Source organism: Aggregatibacter kilianii, assembly GCF_003129965.1.
GTDB classification, from domain to species: Bacteria; Pseudomonadota; Gammaproteobacteria; order Enterobacterales; family Pasteurellaceae; genus Aggregatibacter; species Aggregatibacter kilianii_A.
The window spans coordinates 1-18931 of record NZ_NRCJ01000021.1; the positions used below are offsets into that span (position 1 = coordinate 1).

An 18931-nucleotide genomic window follows, 5' to 3' on the forward strand; every position below is an offset into this window, starting at 1 on the left:
ACCATCCGCTGCTTTCACCAACGAATCCGGATTAAGAGTCTTCGCCATTTAAACGCCCTCACTATCTAAGATTAAATCCTCATTACTGGTGCGGCAAATTCATTCAACTGAAAAACAGTGAAAAAACTCACCGCACTTTTCAAAATTAACCGAGGTTATTCTATCCCTCAGCTTAATATCACACCTCGCTAATACAATGTTTCCGATAGGTTAAACTCTTTGAACATATCCGGTGAGAACGGATTATTCGACGCATCAACATAGATACGATAAACCGCATACCCACCATCCACATCATAGCGAATATCAAATGAGCCTTCACGTTCACCAACGACATTACCTAGGCTAAAGAGCTTAATTTGTGCCCAAGGACCACGATAAGAAAGGCTACGCGGCGAAGCATTAGGTTGATTCGGCACCAATGTCAACTTACTTTCCACCGCAATATTCATTGAGTTTGGCCATACCACATTCACCCGACGTTTATTACCATGACTAAAATCAATAAGTTGACCATCTAAATTCAACACACTACGTCGTTTATTAGGCGACAAGCTCAATGGCTCGACAATGTATTGTGCACCTAAGCCATTTTCACCGCTAAAGAACGTATCTCTGATTTTTTGTGCCATTTCCAATTGCTGTAATACATCTTCCCGAATTAGCGGCGTTGAACCGTCTTCCACATCCGCAAAACCGTTTTCAATGAAGGCATTCAGATACTTAGTATAGAAACTGTCTAAAATGCCGTTCGGCGCAAAGAAACGGTCAAAATCACTAATCGCTACCTCCTGTGGAGAGTTTGGATTAAACGGATAACGATCGGCTATTGTCATGCGATATGGTTTAACCACTTTGTCATTCCATTCTACCTCTAAAGCCTGAATTGCAGACTTCAACACGACTTTCCACGCATTTTGAGACAGTTGCTCAACCCAGCGCCCTAGTGGTTGCGGTAGTCCTTTAGCAATTTGTTGTAATTCTAAAATCGGATCGGATGACTGCTGTTCCATACGTAATTGCACCGCTTTTAACGCCGCTTTACCTTGGTCAGGCGAGTTTTGAATTGCAAGCAGATAACGATGTAAATTCGACAACTGCGGGTACACACGCTGTAACAAATTGTCACGACTACCATCTTCTTGTGCGAGAATAGATTTCTCACTTAAGAAATTACGTGAAATGGCATTTTTTAATAAATACTCGGAAGACGACAAGGCGGCATCTAAATCTTTTCCCTCAAGCTCTTTAGGTACCGTCGGCGAAGCTGTATTCGTCACTACAGCACTGACAGCCCGACGAATAGCTTGCGTATTACCTGTGATTTTTTCAACTGCAGAAACAGCCTCAGATATATCCTCAAAGCGTTTAATGTCCAAATTATTCATGGCATCATTCCAAGTTGAAACATAATCATTTACATATTGTTCCGTAATTCTTGAGCTGATCTCTTTTCTGTCCGCGTCGCTATACTCAATATTCTTGGTTAAGTTTAACACCCAACTATCTATTGCCGTTAAATCAACTAACTGTGAATCACGTTTTAAGAAGTAGTTGGTAAGCCCCTCTGTAGTAAAGAAACGAGGGATGTAAACTAACTCCTCCTCTTCCGGCATGAATACAGCATCAAACCCTCCGCCAATCTCTTCTCTTAAATTTAAATCCGTAGGGAATACTTTTTTCGCTGTAGTTTTAAGAATTTGATACACACGATCGTAAAGTGATAAATTACTCAATTCTTTTTGAGCATCACGAATCGACAAGTCAAAAGGTTCAAATGCTTTAATAAGCTCTTCATCGCCCTGCATACGACCTGCATACCAATCAGTATATTTTAAAGCATAGTCCAAATGAGAAAGTAAATTAGCTTGAAGTTGATTTTGACCTCTGAAGGCCTCACTCCAATATTTTTGCATATAATCTTCAACAACCTGATCAACCCGACCGGTTTTATCATCAAGCATTCTCATTACACGCAAGGTTTCTAATTTTTCATCGCTATTAGGCGGAGATGTATCCAACTTACGTTGCAATCCCGTCATAATTGCCGGCAAATAACGAAGTTGTAATAATCTTAAATATGCCGAATGGGCATAAGGTCCCATATTATGACCTTGATATAATCCCATGTCGGTAAAAATGTTTGAAGAATCCGGCTCTTTTCCATACGCAAAAGTAGCATCGCGCATTGGATTCAATAGCGGTAATTGCTTATCTCCATAGTAGTCAACACCTTTTGGTACAGGTATCTCTTTAAAATTCCTTACCTGCTCCAAAATCACCTCACCCGCATCGTGATTCTTTTTGTAATAGTGTTGCCAACCCAGTAATAGAGCAAGAGAAACAATGCCTCCAACAACCGAAAATGCTTTTAATTGATTACGGTAAGTCAGATTCCAAACTGAACTCTCTTTTGCAAGATTAGGATACGCAAATAGTGTATTCTCAAATAATTTTGTACAGAAATATGTCTGAGACAATTTTACAGACCATGTTGGATAGGTCTGGTTACTTAAATGATACTGTTCTGATGCCGATTGAATAAAGAGGTCGTCTATTTTTCCATTCTGCAATGCTGAAGTAAAGTAAACCCCCTTAAAGAAAACATTAGATCTCCCCCCAGTATTTAACAAATCATTTAAGAAAGAAGAAATCTCCTCATGTGCTCCACCAATTTGTCGAATAAAACTAAATAGCTGACTTCTTTGCTCCGGCAAAACATCACTCAGCATCATATCAGGCATAGCTGAATTCATTTGTTTACACCAAGAACTCCAGAAGCTTTTAAGTTCTTGAGTCCAATTTTCACCTTTAGCTGAAAAAGTAGTACCCAACACGCTGTCCATCTGTTCTTTTGTTAACTTACGATACATCGCCTGAAAGCCATATAGGCGATCCATTTTAGTTAAAATTACATAAATTGGTAAATCTGCATTTACAGTATCTGAGACATCCTTTAGGCGTTGTTGTAGAGTTGCAAGATACAGATCCCGATTTTCTTTATTAAGAATAAGTAATTGATATATATCGATGCACAGAAGTACTCCATTTAGAGGTTGTCTGCCTCGTTGCTCGGCAGTCCAATCCAATAGATTCTTCCAAAGCTTAGCATACAAACGCGGCTTACCTTCTATTTCAATATCCTGTGACACCAAATTACCATTAGGAACAATTACATTGGCTTTTTTATTAGTGAAAATAGAGAACTCAACACTACTAACCTCATCTTCATCATTCTGATAGAGCTCAACAAACCCCCCATTTTCCTTTAATAAAGAAGACTTACCACTTCCTTCAATACCTAATAGAAGATACCAAGGTAATACATGCTGATACTTAGATGTATCTAAATAACGTTGTAACCTTAAAACCCAACGATCTAAATAGCGACGTTGTGCATCAATGTTCTCCTTAATTGGACTATTAAAATTCTTCTTATCTTCTTGTTGGCGTTTTTCTAATTGTTTTAATCGCTGACTGATTTTCCAGGTAATCCAAGAAATTCCGACAATAATAAGAACTGCAGTAAATAACCAACGATTAGTTACCGTTGCAAGAGGCTTATAACCATTAATAGTGTAGGTTTCTCCTTGCCACCATACCCAGATTAACGTTGCAATCCAAAGCACAATTATTAAAATTGGACCTGATAATTTTAATCGAGTTAATAATGGTCTAAATGTTTGAAAAAATGATGGTAATCTCATTATTAAAACCTTCTTTATACTAAATTCATTCTTGTTCTTTCATCAATAAAGAGAATAAGGACGGTTCCCAATCTTTAACTGATACTGACTCTAGAGCACTCTGTAACGTTGCATAATGCTGCTTAGCCAAGCTATGTAAGCCTGATTTATTTAACAATTTTATGCTATGTAACTGAGCATAAACTCTTTCCCTCATATCGGAATATTTTTGTTCATTAATCAATTGTAAGGTTTTTTCCAATCCTTCTTTTTCATAATAATCATCAATATTTTGATTTGATCTATTCTGAATCAGCATATCACTTTGTGTTGCTTTATGTTGGGCTAACCACTGTTGACAGTTCTGCGGTAAAAACGGAGTACCATCACTAAATGTCAATTCTATTAGAGATGGCAATCTTTCAAAAAAATTACGGAGACTTTCTTTAATTGCCTCAGCAACCTTAGTATACCCCAAACGATTTGCGATTTCTGCAGATAAATAATGCCCCTCAAACCAAAAAGGGGCTAGAGTTAAGCTATACTCAACCTCTTTCCATAAATCTATACTCACATTTTCCAGTGCAGCCTTATATTCAGAAACACGATCTACAGAAATTGCCGCTAATTGTGTCTTATTGCCTTCTGCAAATGGAGCAGATGTTATATTACTCCAGATTGCATACCGTCTTAATCGATAGCCAACAGACTCTGAAGGGTCCTTATCTATTAAGTAATCCGCAACTTTTAATAATGTATTCCGCCAAGCTTTTTCATTACTTTGATCGATTTCAAGAGGTTCGATAACCATGGACTTCTGACTAACCAAATTGCCTGAATCAATTTTTGATTCCATAGGTTGCCCTGGTTTTTCTACCTCTGTATCAGCATTGCCAATATTGACCGTATCACTAAATGTATAACGGGATAACAATAACTCTATATCATGTAATAACTTTTGTTCATCACCCCAGTAATGCTTAAGTCGCTCTAGTTGTATTTTGGCTTCATCTTTTTCCAACCTAGAGGCTGACTGATTAAATTTAGTCCCCATATTCTCAAATCGTTTAAGAATTTGCTGAGCTAAACGTACCTTCTTAAGCTTTTGTGCTGGAGGCGCTGATGCCCAATAAGCTTCAACATAATCAGCTAATAGTGCTAATCCAAGTAATAACTCCGTTGTTTTACCTGAATGTTGTAAAGTCTTTAATAAATGTGCAACAAGTCGCACATCTTTACTTTTTGTAGATAATAATGTTAGCGCTTTTTGCTGAACCGAAGAAATATCTAAAGACTCGTGCTCTAGTGAGCCTAGTTTTACCATTTCTCCATCAAGATCAATCCACACAGGATCTTCATCAAGATCAATCTCAGTATCTATCGGCTTTAAAATTTTAACGCGCCAAGGATGATCAATTAATAAATCCATTATATTACCAATGACAAGTCGTTCTAAGAGGTTTAATTTCGTTTTCTAAATTTTGAATATTGAACGTTAACCCATTAATGTTTTTAACATTCGATTTAATCTTTAGAGTATTAGCCTTAAACAATTTCTGAATCTCACTGATTCCCTCCAAGCCTCTACTTGCTTCCAATAAGAACCCATTTTCTCGGAAAAACCAGCGAGTCTCAAATTTATTCTTGTCCGTGGATACCTCCACATACGTATCGCGCTTATCCGTTGGGTTAAGTAAAGCTATTTGTAATCGAGTGATGTTATCAATACAACTAAACATCAACACCGGTCTTGGATCTTTGTGTCCTAATGCCGGAGTAGTAATAATAATTATCGGATTTCCCTCCTCCGTATTATACGATTTGGTCAATAAAGAAATAGAATTGCCCGTTCTGGTGCTTTCTTGTTCTATAGCTCTATCCCAAGCCACGCCTCCTTTTTGCTTTACTTGAGAAGGAGTTAGGTTATTACCCCAAGCATTATCATAGCAATCTAAACGCTCCAACGCGGCTTTTTCCTGCCGACATTGTTCAATAGCTTTTATTAACTCTCCTTCAGCAGAAGAGGGAGAGTTAACAACATAATCACTAGCAATTAACTCCATAGGAACGAACATTATGAATGTTGCCAAATAAGTTAATTTTTTGATTGAAATTAAACCAGATCGCATTCCTCATCTCCAACTTTAGCAATAAAGCGATTATTTTTTATACCAAAATGAATATCTTTAATCTCCTTATTAGCTGCAATTTGTTGTAATAATAATAACGATACTGGAGGTAACATTTGTCCATCGATAATGGACTCTAAAATACGAGCACCATTTTCTGCTCTGGTTGAACGACGTAAAATTTCTTTTTTAACCTCATCTTCAATAACAACCTTAGCATCAAAACGACGTTCTAATAACATGACTAATTTTTTAAGCTTACCATCAATAATAGTCATTAGAACATTTTCCGGTAATGGTAAATACGGAATAACCTCCATGCGAGCTAATAGTGCCGGCTTAAAGAAGTCAGCCAACTCAAAATACAACTCATCAATGATCTTATCTGGTGTATCAGCATTTTTAACAATAGTTTGATAACCTAAATTGGAAGTCAAAAAGAAAACAATATTTTTACAATCAATAATACGCCCTTCACCATCTGCTAATTCACCTTTATCAAAAGCCTGATAGAACAGATTTAAAACATCAGGATGAGCTTTTTCAACCTCATCCAAAAGCACCACTGAGTATGGCTTACGGCGAATAGCCTCAGTTAAAACGCCCCCTTCTCCAAATCCGACATACCCTGGAGGTGAACCAATTAAACGAGAAACGGTATGCTTCTCTTGAAATTCTGACATATTAATTGTTGTCAAATACTGCTTCCCTCCAAATAACAAATCGGCTACTTGTAAAACAGTTTCTGTCTTTCCAACCCCACTAGGGCCAACGAATAAGAATGCACCTAAAGGTCTCCCTGCTTTTCTTAAATCTGCCCTTGCTGTTAGTAAATGGCGATGTAAGTGCTTAATTGCTAAATCCTGACCTTTAATTTCTTTTGATAAATAAGTAGGCAAATCTGTAATAATTTTAAGCTCATTTTGAGATAAACGATCAATTGGTACACCAGTCCACTCAGCAATAACAGAAGCAATTTGTTTCTGTGTAACATGCGGAGACACAAGCACTTCTTCTTGTTGCAACATCTCCAACTCTTGCGTAAGTACCTTTAATTCTTCTATTTCATCTAAATCTATTTGACTTGAGGTATCAGCATTTTCAACACCTACTTCAGGCACTTGATCTGGCGTATATTTTTCATCCTGCTCAAAATCCTCTATCTCCCTTTCTTTGTCTTCTAACAATTTTGAACGTAACTCAATAATACTTTTCACAATAGACTGCTGTTTTTGCCAGCTTTGGCGAACGTTATCTAATTTCAGAGCATTTACATCAAAATTATTTCTCAACTGTGATAAGCGAGACTCATTTGAGCTTAAACCCAGCTTAAGTTCTCTCTCTAATAAATCCATCTCCATCTTAAGTTGATGTTGCTCATTTTCTAACTCAGCAACTAGTTTTGGGGGAGATGTAAGATTGATAGCGACTCTAGCACACGCTGTATCTAAAACATCAATTGCTTTATCTGGTAATTGTCTCCCACTTAAATAACGCTCGCTTAATTCAGCAACAGCGATTAGTGCATCTTCTTCAATTAATACTTGGTGTGATTGCTCATACGCAGTGCGTAAGCCCCGCATAATTACTACAGCCTCTTCAACTGTGGGCTCATCTAGTTTCACTAATTGAAAGCGTCGAGATAATGCTGCATCTTTCTCAAAATATTTCTTATATTCGCTCCAAGTTGTTGCAGCAATTGTTCTCAACTCACCTCTGGCAAGGGCCGGCTTTAATAAATTAGATATATCTAAGCCACCTTGCTGATTACCAGCACCGATTAGCGTATGGGCCTCATCAATAAAAAGTATTATTGGCTTTGGTGATGAAGTAACCTCGTTCATAATACCTTTAAAGCGTTTTTCAAATTCACCTTTTACAGCAGCCCCAGCTTGTAATGCACCTAAATCCAATGTCATGACATCAGTATTTAACAATTTTTCCGGTACATTACCTGCAACAATACGTAAAGCTAAGCCTTCAATTAATGCACTTTTACCAACACCGGCTTCTCCAACAACAATTGGATTGTTCTTACGACGTCGACATAAAATATCAATCATTAAATTAATTTCTTTATCTCTACATAGTACAGGATCTAGCCTACCATCTCTCGCAAGTGCGGTCATGTTCTGAGCATATTTATCTAATAAACTTTCTTGACCGTTTGATAATGTCGTAACTTTCTCCCCTTTAAGCACCTCTGTTTCTGATGAGCTTGCAACAAGCTGAGCAAAATCCTGTTTTAAGATTTCACGATTAATTACCATTAAAATTTTTGCTGCCTGAAGAGGAAGATAACGATGTAAAGAGGATAATAAAACATATAAAATAATGCCACTACGCAAATTAGAATGACCAAATTCTGTTGATGCAACCAGCCAACTATCCTGTAATAATTCAACAAGCAAGGGTGAAAAACTTGGGTAACTTTGTTGAGTTTGTAATTGTGAGTCTCTTACTACAACTTCTTGCAGGTAACCTTTTAATTCTTCAATATCAACATTAGATTGAGCTAAGATAACTCGCACATCACACAATGGTGTCTCTAAAAAACTAAATAAAAATTGAGGCACTGTAATTTCAGCAAATTGTTCATTCATACAACGTGCTGCACAAACCTCCAAGGTATGTTTTGCAACTGAATTTAATTTTCCAACTAAAACAGGTAATTCCACTCTAATCATAATGTTACTTTCTCTTAATTTAATAGGTTATTTAATTGTTCTATAATAGCTTGAGTTTGATTGTTCAATTTTAATAAGTAGATACAATATACTGTAATGAGAACAACCAGACCAATACCAAATATCTTTTTCAATGTTACCTTATTTAATAACTGATACGAGTGCTTTTGTTTATCATTCTCTTCAGAATAAATCACATCTTGGACAGTTTTATCCGTTGTATTCATAATTACATCATGTAATTTACGAAAAATACTTTCAAATTCTTCTGTATTTTGCCCTGTTACTTTGTACCTACCTCGAAATCCAAGGCTAAAACAAACATACATAAACTCAAGAAGATCTAAGTAACGCTTAGGCTCAGCCATAAGTTTATCTAACAGAATATAAACTTTCTCGCCTCCCCAAGTTTCATTGTGAAAGTAAGTCAATAATGACTTCTGGAACCAACTACTCTTGGCTCCCCATCCATGCCCCAGAGCCACTTCATCAATAAAAGTACATAGCACATAGCGAAATGAAACGATCATTCCCGGCTCATAATGTTGCTCACGTAAAATTTGTTCTAAAGATTGAATATCTTGTACAACCTGCCCGTATAACATAGAAGGCATATCTTGATCTGTTATATCTTTTAATCTCAAGACCATACCTAACAACGGCGTTGCTGCATCAACCATAGGATTAATACTATATCCCCGAAGAGGGAGGTTATAAAAAGGAGATGTCAATATAGGTTCTTCCAAGCTACCTCTATCTAAAATTAATTCACTCATATATAAACTATCCTCTTATTGCCCACAATTGCATATCTAGTTCAGGAAACTCACCTGAAACGTGGAATGCAATGGCATGATTCTTCTGTACCTCGCGCCATTCATCGCCATGAGTATCTAAATAAAAATAGGTATAACCTGCATGATATGGCAATTGACGAGGCGCCGTTGTTAAAGGACGTACCTCTACTCCTGGCAACTGGACGCTAACTAGTTGACGAATTTTATCTGGAGTTGTTATCTTAATTTGCTGAACAAATTGCTTACGTAATAACTCCTCAGGTACACGAGCTGTAACTGCAAGTATAAATTCAGCCTTGTATAATAAATCCTGATCATTAATAACCGCACTTTTTACTCCATAAGGCAAGGATTCCAACTGGATAGATACTGCTTTAGGTGTGAGTACCGTGCTTAGCGCAATTCGTAATTGTCGAAACAAACGTTGGAAACACTCAGTCATCGAGAAATGATCATATCGTAAAAACTCTTTTGGTAAGCGGGAGGCATCAGTAAATGTCATTAGCTCACCACATAACTGAATCAGTAAACGATAAAAATATTCCGGATGAATATGAGGATGAATATTTAAGTGCTTATAAAAAGGGTGTTCTCTGTTCAGCAATTGCAACATGAGGAATTCCGCTACATCAGCAATTCCTTGCTGGCTAGGAGAGCCTATCCGAGAAGACAATGTTTCTGCCCGCTGTTCCAATGTGCTAGCAAGTTCTCCGACAAAAGCTCTCAATTCAGAAGAGGCTGAAATATCCATTGAAGTGGGAATGAATTTATCATCCAATTCAATTCTTCCATCAGATAGTTTGTCTCTGATACGGGCAATATGTAGACAAGTGTAAGAACTTCTATCCTCTGTACCTTGAATGAGTTTCGGTGATAACTGAGCTAAAAACAAAGAGTGACTGTTTCCATTAGGTGTATGAATATCACGAACATCCTGCAGATTTTCTCTATATCGAACAGATATATTATTTTGATTATTATAGTCTGAATGAATTTCTGCAAAAACAGCGCTGGAATTGGGTAAAGCTAAATAAATATCATATGCGTCAGCATTTTCCAGTTGTTTAATATCCAAAGGGGTTGGCAACAAATCCTGACTTGGCAAATCAAAATATGTTCCATCAGGAAAAACGCCTCTTGCAGACAGCAGTGCAATTCGCCCAAGATTCAACATATCTCTATCAATTTCAACTGAAAGCAATCCGAAATTATAATTATTATTTAATATTACAAACTGATTTTGAATTAAATAATCCAGATGACGCTGTTGTTGTTGGAAGTGTTGAGGTTGAACAAAAAGCCCCTCCTTCCAAATAACTCTATTCTTAGACATATAGCTATTCTTCATCCTTTCTGATATCAACTTCGTTTTCTTTAACATGAACTAAAATATGGTATTTATGACCAATACCTTTTAGGGTGACTACTTTTTTCCATTCTGTAGCACCAGAATCAGAATAATATGCAATCACTCCAAAATAATTATTTTCCTCTTTTAACTTAACTTGCGGTAAGGCCTTATATTGTGAAGGTAATAGAGTATAGTCTTGGTGATCAATATAATTTTTGCCCAATACATCACTTAAACTTTCCGTACTTAACTGCTCATAATACGCAGATAACAACTTAGAATCCTCACCCAAATAAACTAATTTTAGTTCAATTGGTGAAGGTTGCCCATTTTCATTTTTATTTATGTTCGGCTCCGCCAACAATGAAATTTGTACTGTAGAAGGCTGATCCAAAGGTCCACCCACTTGAATATCAGGATCTTGAATGACCTTACTTATCTTTGACATTGTTTGACAACTAGAAAGAAGTAACGCTACAAATAGTGCAGAGACTAATTTTAATGCTAAATTACGGTTGATACAGAACATTATTTATTTTCCTTATTTTGTTTATCACGTAGTGCTTTATCATAAGCTTGAGAATATACTTCCCAAAACAATTTTTCAAAACCATATTGGCGTTTCGAAGTGAGTTCTTCGTAGTAATTTTTATACATCTCCCAGGCCCAAGCACCTCCTTCATTTTTTTTCTCATTGCTGCGACGATAATTCTCAAATCGTTGTAATAACAACTGAGGAGAAAATGCATCTAAGATCGCCCCCAAAGCTGAAATAATAGCTACACGATTTGCTTCATTATGAATTAATAAGTTATGTAAGCTTTCCGACACTGCCGCGGGAGCTGCTAAATGGACCGGGCTTTTTTGATCTCCAAATAATACATCCATAGTAGTAGAATAGTCTAAATTTAATCGAAGAGGATTATCTTCAATTGGACGTAAGTGTTTATCAGACAAGCTATTTTGCTCCTGCTGCAAGGCTAACAATCCTTTAATTGCCGCTTTTAAGGTTTTACCAACCTCCTCTAAAAAATCATTTGTTTCTTGACTATCAATCAATTTAATTTTAGTGTCCATTTCTCTCATTAATGGAGATATTGTGATGTAAGCATTTTCCATGAATGGAGACTGTTCTTCGTTTTTATTACTATTTTGTATTATTGGTAAATCTACATAAGATTGGTTCGTCATTTTCAAATCTCCATAAGTTCCTATTACTCCCAAGTCATTTTTAGACTTATACTTTGATGATAGTAAATGATCTGCATTATTATCATTGTCACTTTCAAAATTAATAATATTATTTCCCTGTGAATGTAGTGCGAAAATAGGATCTTTAACAAAATTATCATCTACAGTATCAGCTAAACGCTTAGGCTCAACCAACTCAGCACCATTTTTACGATCCAAGATTTCTTTTAAATAATCTTGATTGCCAGCTACAATATCTTCAACAGTATTAGCTGAGCCTATTTGCTGAGATGCATCTTTTTCAAAAATTGAAACAGCAAGCTTTAAAGCTCCACATTTTATCTGATCACCATCTTTTAAGCGAATGAACCCAGATTTTGGAGTAAAGGTGGCTGAATTTACAAGTAAAGGCTTTCCTATAACTTGCAAACAAAAGGTATTATCTCTCCATTCAATATTAGCTTGATTTGTTGGAATACCAGCTTTTACATCTTGCAGGACCCAATGATTGTTTTCTCCACTACCAATTGTCCCACCATCTTGAGTAAAAACATTCTCTCGCGACTTTCCACTTTCTAAATCAATTACATTTTTAACGCTCAGCGTCAATACCAATGAACCATCCACCGATTTACTCCCTGATACTAATTGTTACTTTTGGTTTCTTGTCTGGCTTACCCACAAAACTCGTCCACCCCAACATTGTATTTTTATCATCTCCTAACTGCATTCCAGTGATCTGTTTGGGTTTAAGCCCCAACCTTAGATCCCAAGCAAACTGATCCTTCAACACAAATGATACAAATGTAATTAAAGATAAGTAATTTTCTCCATTAGGTAAAAAAGATAAAAATTGTTTACGAGAAAGATTATTTAGCTGAAGTTCAAACTTACCTCCTCGATCAGGATTCCTTTCACCCAAAGTAAAATTCACCCCCAAACAACTACGTCCACTAGGTGGACGCCCAACCTCTTTTAAAATTCCACCTAAACGATTTTGCTCATCTTCGGAAATCTTAACATATCGAAAACACCACTCTTTTAAGTCAACATCAGGCAGATCAAAACAATGAGAAACTAAACTTGATATAACTTCAGACGAACGTCCCGGACTTGCCAGCATTCCCGCATAGGCCAACATTTTACTATGATGAATACTTAAACGATTGCGAGTTTTTTCATGTCCTAACCCAACCAACGAAAACATTCGTTGAGAAAAAACATCAGTTCCCTCATTTCTAAAGTTAATATAATAGCGGTACTTTCTCCAAATATGATGTAACAATAAAACTAATCTGTGATTAAATAAATTCATAAAGTCAACTAATTTAGTTTCTTTATGTAAATATTCGGTTGCTAAACTTTCCAAATAATATGTAGGTAATGGAGATTGACTACCGTGTAAACCTAAAAAACTAATCTCTAGGGAATGTTGCCCTTCTTTCGTAGAAAGTAAGTGTACGATATCACGAATCGGAAACTCTAATCCTGCGGAGGATATGAATCGAATAGGTTCCTTATCCGGTGTTAACGTCAAAGTTTTCGAGGATTCTACATTAGATAATTTAAAAAGTATTTCAACCAACTGATAAAAACTATAACGTGTTATATCTATTAAATCTGAGTTTTTATTTACATCAGAGCGTGTTGACCCATCTGAATCGGCCATTCATACACCTCCTGATTATCAGTATTAATTATTTTCAACTTATGGAATGAATTCACACTAGCATAAAGAGTAAAAAATTGAGACAACACACTTCCAAATAAGAACATATCTCCTTCTGAAGTAAACCCACTTTGCTGAATACATAATGTTGATTGCAATCCTCGAACTGATACACCTTTAAACAATCGATCAATTGGAGTCGTCTCAATTGACTGAATAGCATCTAGTTTTTTTTGAGATATCCTTGCATTACGGCGACTATGCCAAGCTGGTAAATCATAAGTTTTCAATATTTCCTTTAATGGTTCAATGTCTAGTAAAGATAGATAATTAAGAGAGGAATTAGAGATTAATTTCCAAGCTAATGTGCCATCTAATGTAGGATGTAAAGGTAATGATGGACGAGTTATATTTCTAAACTGCGTAGAAGAAGGATGCTGATCTGTGCTTACACATATATCACCAATTTTTAACTGTGTAGGTAAATCTCGATTGGTACAAGTTAGATCTATTGCTACACATTCATTTGATGACAATACCTGAATTTCATCACCTCTTACAAAAGACAAAAAGTGATCAAATCCAGAATGAAACAGAGCATCTTTTGTTCTTAGACGATAATAAAGTGCGGTACGTCCCTTCATATATTCGACTTGATGTCTGAAACTTTCAAAAGGCTCATAAATACGCTCTCCACTATTATTCTTTTTACTGAGTGTTATATCTTCTTTATGAACAAAACTAGAAACCTTGTCTACCGAAAAAATTTCATACCAGTCAGGATGTTGGTGACTACCTTTGACAATATACTCCGTTTTTGTACCATCTAAACGAATATTTTCACTATCATGTTTAAAAAGGTTAATTGCAGGTACACAATGAAGACGTAATGTTGACGTACGAACATTAACATCAACGGGCAATGGTAAAGAAAATGACAATTGAAGAGAAAAACTCTTACTTTTAATCTCAGATGATAGTGGGCTGAATCCTTTTACATCAAAGAATAAGAAACTCTCAGGAAAACAAAAATATTCCTGCAGAACCCTATACCCCGCATTTGTATGTTTAGGATAGGGTAATATAGCATCCTCTCGCCTAAATCCTACCGGAATAAAGCTAATATCCGGAATAGGGTATACAGTCTCATTTATAAACAATTTGGCAGATTGTAAATAATAAGATAACCATAAATATAGCTGCTGATTACTATATTCATCAGAACCAAGGTAAAATCTAAGTTTATTTAGATCTAATGTATCAAATGATAATTCAGATTCAGACGAAAAATGTATTTCAATTATAGATTTCTCGTTATTATTTGTAGTAGTAATATCTTGGATAGAAAAAGGATTTAACCAAACATCACGACAAGTCTGGAAAGTACAGCGAACAGAACCATCATCAATTACCGAATTATCTTGATCAATATATGTGGTCGAAATCGGTTTACTTAATAAGTACGTACCCTTTTCAACCTTATCTTGTAATTGGCCAACTTTTTCATCAGGATAAAACTCGACAATAGTCATGCTCGGAGTAGGTCTTAAATAATTAGGCCATAGCATATTAATCATGCTATGAGTGAATTCAGGAAATTCATCCTCAATTTTTGCCCGTAAATTCCCCGTTAGAAAAGCAAACCCTTCTAGCAAACGTTCTACATCAGGATCAGCACTTTTTTCAGATAAAAAATTAGCCAAATGAGGCTTTTCAACCGCAAGCTGCTTTCCTAATTCTCGTAAATATTCTAACTCATTTCTAAAATATTTTTCTAATACAGACATTTTTATGCTCAAATATCAGCAAGATCTAAATAATAGTGGCGATCATTATCCAAATGCAAACTAAAGACGACTGGAGAACTCATTTCTTCGACTGATAATATTGCATCAATACGAAAATGTAACAATAAAGGGTTATCTTCATTTACAAGTGGTTGTACATTTACAGAGATAATTCTAGGCTCAAAATCCAAAATACAAGTCTCGATAACTGCTTGAATCTTACCAACCATATCCATGGTACCTATAGTTGCGTCATTTAAATCTACAATACCCAACGCTGAGGCACTCTGGCAGGCTCCAGGATGGGTATTTAATATGTTAAGTAGATTATGTCTAACAGATAAAACCAAATCTCTTAAATGATGGCGCGCAGATAATGATGACTCCTCATTTTGAATTCGCTCAAATAAGCTGGCAGCGTTTCCTCTATCCCAGCTCAGTAATGCTGCCATTAAAAACTTACTCCTTATCCAAACGACCAACTAAAGACAATTCAAAATTAGATCCCATATACTTAAAGTGAGGTCTAACTTTAATAGAAGACAAGTACCAACCTGGATCTCCTGCAACATCAGACACCGAAATTGAAGCACTGCGGAAAGGTCGACGACTACGAACATCTGCCGGTGGATTCTCTTGATCTGCTACATATTGTTTTAACCAAGTATTTAACTCTTTTTCCAAGTCCCCTCTCTCTTTCCAACTACCAATCTGCTCTCTTTGTAACACTTTGATATAATGTGCAATTCTGGTAATCATAAAAGTATAAGGTAACTGTGTGCCTAACTTATAATTTGTTTCAGCAATTTTTCCCTCTTTTGTATTAGGAAATACTTTCGGTTTTTGCACTGAGTTAGCAGAGAAAAATGCTGCATTATCACTACCTTTACGCATAGTTAACGCAATAAAACCTTCTTCTGCTAATTCAAATTCACGACGATCAGTAATCAATACTTCTGTTGGAATTTTCGCAACCGTTTGTCCCATTGCCTCATAAAGGTGGACTGGCAGATCATAAACTGCTCCACCACTTTGTGGCCCAATAATATTTGCACACCAACGATATTTAGCAAAGCTATCTGTCAAACATGAAGCAAGTAAAAATGCACTATTTCCCCACAAGTAATGTTCATGATCCTTACTTACATTTTCCTCATAACCAAAACTTTTAACTGGATTATCCGTTACAGAATAAGGTAAGCGAGCAAGGAAACGAGATACTGTTAACCCAAGACTGCGAGAGTCCTCAGATTCGCGTAAAGCGCGCCATTTAGTATAAACAGGGCTTTCAAAAACTGATTTAAGATCTTTAATTGCAGGAAGCTCAGTGTAGCTTTGAACTCCGAAAAATGTTGGCGATACAGAAGAAAGAAAAGGAGCATGCGCCATAGAACCGACAGCACTCACATATTGTAACAACTTCATATCAGGTGTTTTAGGGGTAAATTCGTAGTTACCGATTACCGTGCCAATAGGCTCTCCACCGAATTGCCCATAACCGGAGGAGTAAACATGTTTATAAAAACCAGATTGAACAATCTCAGGAGCAAACTCAAAATCATCAAGCAACTCTTCTTTCGTTGCATGCAATATATTAATTTTAATATTCTCACGAAAATCTGTTCTGTCAACCAATAGCTTTAACGAGCGCCAAGAAGACTCTAATTGACGAAACTTTTCATGATGCAAAATCTCATCTACTTGGATACTTAACTTACGATCTATCTCTGCAATCATTCTATCAATTAATAGCTTATTGATAGGTTCTTCCTGACTACCTGTCATTAAAATATTTGAAATAAAAGCAGCTACACCCTGTTTAGCAACATCATACCCTTCACTATCAGAAGAAATTCGTGTTTGGGCCATAATCTCATCAAGTAAAGATGACTGTTGAACTTCGGTTTCCTGAACTTGTTGTTTTACAGCACGTGCCATAGTCTGTTATCCTTTTTACTTAGAATTTTACTAATACTTACTTATCACTTACCAAATTAAGTTCTTTCAAAAGCTGTTCTCTTGACTCATCATTTTCCAATAACTCAGCTAAACGAGCCCGAAACGCCGGAACATTGCCTAATGGACCTTTTACAGCGGTTAAAGCCTCACGTAGCTCTAACAGTTTTTTTAACTCAGGTACTGCATTTACAATGTTATCAGGAGAAAAATCACTCAGAGAACTAATACCTAAATTTACATTTAACTCTTCATCCTCTTTTTCCGACAACTTATTAGGTACATTAATGTTCAATTTGATATCCATTTCGCCCATTACAGATGAGAAGGTATTTTTATCAATTGAAACCATTGAACGCTCTTCAATCGTTGTATCTTCTGTTCGACCTTTCATGTCTCCCACAACCAGAACATTAAGAGGCAGCTCAACCTCTGCAATCTGTCCTTCAGTTGCTGGTACATACTTAATATTAATTCTTTCTTTAGGTGCCACAGAACCTTCTTTTTGCTTACTCATAGAGTAATCTCCTCAAATTACAAGTTGTCTTTACAAAATTAAACACGGATACTAAGGATTATACCTCAACATATTCCAAATATGAAATGTTTCAATATTTCCTCAATTAACTACAAAAAACACATTCCGAATGACCACACTTTGATCCCCATAGCAGCGGACACATGCTAGTTAATATTCCTTTGTATTTCAATATAATTTCAAAATTTATCAGCATTAGTTAATGAGCTAACGTAGTATTTTACATTCAAATTAAGAAAAACAAAGTAAAACGCATACACTTACTATTATTAGGGATACACACAATGAAATATAGCTAATTTTTAATTATATATCATGGTGTTATTAATTTTTATTGCGAATATTCTCTATATCCTCAAACAATGCTTTATGTTACAACTATATTATTATCAATCAGAAAAATGATAAATTCCAAATTTTTAAGTATATCTATTGTAATTTGATAAAATTTGCTAGATACTTATACAAGGCTTTTAATGTGTTGATTATAAAACAGATAAAAATCTTACACTAGTTTGATTAATTTAAGCATTAAAAGGCTACATTCCAGAGTTTCACATCCAAATTGTTAAAATAGGAGAAAAGCATGCCAACCCCATGTTATGTATCAATCACTGGTAAAACCCAAGGCGAAATTACTTCTGGCGCATTTACAGCTGAATCAGTAGGTAACATTTTCGTACAAGGTCATGAAAATGAAATGCTTGTTCAAGAAGTTAAACATGTTATTGAAGTGCCAACAGATCCACAGTCCGGTCAACCGTCTGGTCAACGTGCACATAAGCCATTAAAACTTACTGTTGCGTTAAATAAAGCTGTTCCTATGCTTTATAATGCCCTAGCATCAGGTGAAATGTTACCTAAAGTTGAATTAAAATGGTACCGCACTTCTGTTGAAGGCAAACAAGAACACTTCTTCACAACATCGTTAGAAGATGCAACAATTGTTAGCATTGACTTAAAAATGCCTCATGCTCAAGATCCAACTCAACGTGAGTTTACTCAATTGTTAGAGTTATCTTTAGCTTACCGTAAAATCAATTGGGAGCACACTTCAGCAGGAACTTCCGGTGCTGATGACTGGCGCAACCCTCTCGAAGCTTAATTTTATAAGTTAGAGTAAATAATTAAAATGAAATT

Annotated in this window: 14 protein-coding genes; 1 reads left to right on the forward strand and 13 read right to left on the reverse strand. The window is 36.0% G+C overall.

What is annotated here, in order from left to right:
- Window positions 1-188 precede the first annotated feature (188 nt).
- Genes tssM through tssB form a run of 13 tightly spaced genes read right to left on the reverse strand, consistent with a single transcriptional unit; the run spans window position 189 to window position 17770 of the window.
- On the reverse strand, window positions 189-3707 hold the full coding sequence (gene tssM / locus DK430_RS12390; RefSeq protein WP_109079365.1) for a type VI secretion system membrane subunit TssM: 3519 nt from the start codon (window positions 3705-3707) through the stop codon (window positions 189-191).
- Window positions 3708-3732: 25 nt separating this feature from the next.
- Window positions 3733-5115 carry a type VI secretion system protein TssA gene (gene tssA / locus DK430_RS12395; RefSeq protein ID WP_109079366.1) on the reverse strand — a complete coding sequence of 461 codons (1383 nt, stop codon included), beginning with the start codon at window positions 5113-5115 and terminating at the stop codon, window positions 3733-3735.
- 4 nt (window positions 5116-5119) lie between these two features.
- Window positions 5120-5815, reverse strand: coding sequence for a type VI secretion system-associated protein VasI (gene vasI, locus DK430_RS12400; protein ID WP_204352547.1), 696 nt, complete (start codon window positions 5813-5815; stop codon window positions 5120-5122).
- The gene (gene tssH, locus DK430_RS12405) at window positions 5800-8502 is read right to left on the reverse strand and encodes a type VI secretion system ATPase TssH (protein ID WP_109079367.1); all 2703 of its coding nucleotides are present in this window, start codon (window positions 8500-8502) and stop codon (window positions 5800-5802) included. The genes vasI and tssH overlap by 16 nt, the downstream gene beginning before the upstream one ends.
- Before the next feature lie 14 nt (window positions 8503-8516).
- Complete coding sequence (icmH, locus tag DK430_RS12410) at window positions 8517-9278, reverse strand: type IVB secretion system protein IcmH/DotU (RefSeq protein ID WP_109079368.1); 762 nt, start codon at window positions 9276-9278, stop codon at window positions 8517-8519.
- A 7-nt stretch (window positions 9279-9285) separates the two neighbouring features.
- Window positions 9286-10632 carry a type VI secretion system baseplate subunit TssK gene (gene tssK / locus DK430_RS12415; protein WP_109079397.1) on the reverse strand — a complete coding sequence of 449 codons (1347 nt, stop codon included), beginning with the start codon at window positions 10630-10632 and terminating at the stop codon, window positions 9286-9288.
- A 4-nt stretch (window positions 10633-10636) separates the two neighbouring features.
- A complete protein-coding gene (gene tssJ, locus DK430_RS12420) occupies window positions 10637-11179 on the reverse strand; it encodes a type VI secretion system lipoprotein TssJ (protein WP_109079369.1) in 543 nt (180 codons plus the stop codon).
- A complete protein-coding gene (gene tagH, locus DK430_RS12425) occupies window positions 11179-12468 on the reverse strand; it encodes a type VI secretion system-associated FHA domain protein TagH (protein WP_109079370.1) in 1290 nt (429 codons plus the stop codon). The genes tssJ and tagH overlap by 1 nt, the downstream gene beginning before the upstream one ends.
- 4 nt (window positions 12469-12472) lie before the next feature.
- Window positions 12473-13510: a type VI secretion system baseplate subunit TssG gene (gene tssG, locus DK430_RS12430; RefSeq protein ID WP_109079371.1), complete on the reverse strand. Its 1038-nt coding sequence runs from the start codon at window positions 13508-13510 to the stop codon at window positions 12473-12475.
- Window positions 13474-15297 carry a type VI secretion system baseplate subunit TssF gene (tssF, locus tag DK430_RS12435; protein ID WP_109079372.1) on the reverse strand — a complete coding sequence of 608 codons (1824 nt, stop codon included), beginning with the start codon at window positions 15295-15297 and terminating at the stop codon, window positions 13474-13476. Before tssF ends, tssG begins: the two co-directional genes overlap by 37 nt.
- Before the next feature lie 8 nt (window positions 15298-15305).
- Complete coding sequence (gene tssE / locus DK430_RS12440; protein ID WP_109079373.1) at window positions 15306-15749, reverse strand: type VI secretion system baseplate subunit TssE; 444 nt, start codon at window positions 15747-15749, stop codon at window positions 15306-15308.
- A gap of 7 nt (window positions 15750-15756) precedes the next feature.
- Entirely contained in the window at window positions 15757-17235 is a 1479-nt protein-coding gene (tssC, locus tag DK430_RS12445; protein ID WP_109079374.1) for a type VI secretion system contractile sheath large subunit, read from the reverse strand.
- 37 nt (window positions 17236-17272) lie between these two features.
- Window positions 17273-17770 (reverse strand): type VI secretion system contractile sheath small subunit, encoded by a 498-nt coding sequence (gene tssB / locus DK430_RS12450; protein WP_109079375.1) that lies wholly within the window; start codon window positions 17768-17770, stop codon window positions 17273-17275.
- Window positions 17771-18377: 607 nt separating this feature from the next.
- Here tssB and DK430_RS12455 point away from each other — a divergent pair.
- Window positions 18378-18896, forward strand: coding sequence for an Hcp family type VI secretion system effector (locus DK430_RS12455; protein WP_109079376.1), 519 nt, complete (start codon window positions 18378-18380; stop codon window positions 18894-18896).
- The last annotated feature ends 35 nt before the right edge of the window (window positions 18897-18931 follow it).

What these genes read in the sequence shown, in the direction of transcription:
- tssM (WP_109079365.1), bottom strand. Translation starts at nt 3,707, where the DNA reads ATGAGATTACCATCATTTTTTCAAACATTTAGACCATTATTAACTCGA.
- tssA (WP_109079366.1), bottom strand. Translation starts at nt 5,115, where the DNA reads ATGGATTTATTAATTGATCATCCTTGGCGCGTTAAAATTTTAAAGCCG.
- vasI (WP_204352547.1), bottom strand. Translation starts at nt 5,815, where the DNA reads ATGCGATCTGGTTTAATTTCAATCAAAAAATTAACTTATTTGGCAACA.
- tssH (WP_109079367.1), bottom strand. Translation starts at nt 8,502, where the DNA reads ATGATTAGAGTGGAATTACCTGTTTTAGTTGGAAAATTAAATTCAGTT.
- icmH (WP_109079368.1), bottom strand. Translation starts at nt 9,278, where the DNA reads ATGAGTGAATTAATTTTAGATAGAGGTAGCTTGGAAGAACCTATATTG.
- tssK (WP_109079397.1), bottom strand. Translation starts at nt 10,632, where the DNA reads ATGTCTAAGAATAGAGTTATTTGGAAGGAGGGGCTTTTTGTTCAACCT.
- tssJ (WP_109079369.1), bottom strand. Translation starts at nt 11,179, where the DNA reads ATGTTCTGTATCAACCGTAATTTAGCATTAAAATTAGTCTCTGCACTA.
- tssG (WP_109079371.1), bottom strand. Translation starts at nt 13,510, where the DNA reads ATGGCCGATTCAGATGGGTCAACACGCTCTGATGTAAATAAAAACTCA.
- tssF (WP_109079372.1), bottom strand. Translation starts at nt 15,297, where the DNA reads ATGTCTGTATTAGAAAAATATTTTAGAAATGAGTTAGAATATTTACGA.
- tssE (WP_109079373.1), bottom strand. Translation starts at nt 15,749, where the DNA reads ATGGCAGCATTACTGAGCTGGGATAGAGGAAACGCTGCCAGCTTATTT.
- tssC (WP_109079374.1), bottom strand. Translation starts at nt 17,235, where the DNA reads ATGGCACGTGCTGTAAAACAACAAGTTCAGGAAACCGAAGTTCAACAG.
- tssB (WP_109079375.1), bottom strand. Translation starts at nt 17,770, where the DNA reads ATGAGTAAGCAAAAAGAAGGTTCTGTGGCACCTAAAGAAAGAATTAAT.
- DK430_RS12455 (WP_109079376.1), top strand. Translation starts at nt 18,378, where the DNA reads ATGCCAACCCCATGTTATGTATCAATCACTGGTAAAACCCAAGGCGAA.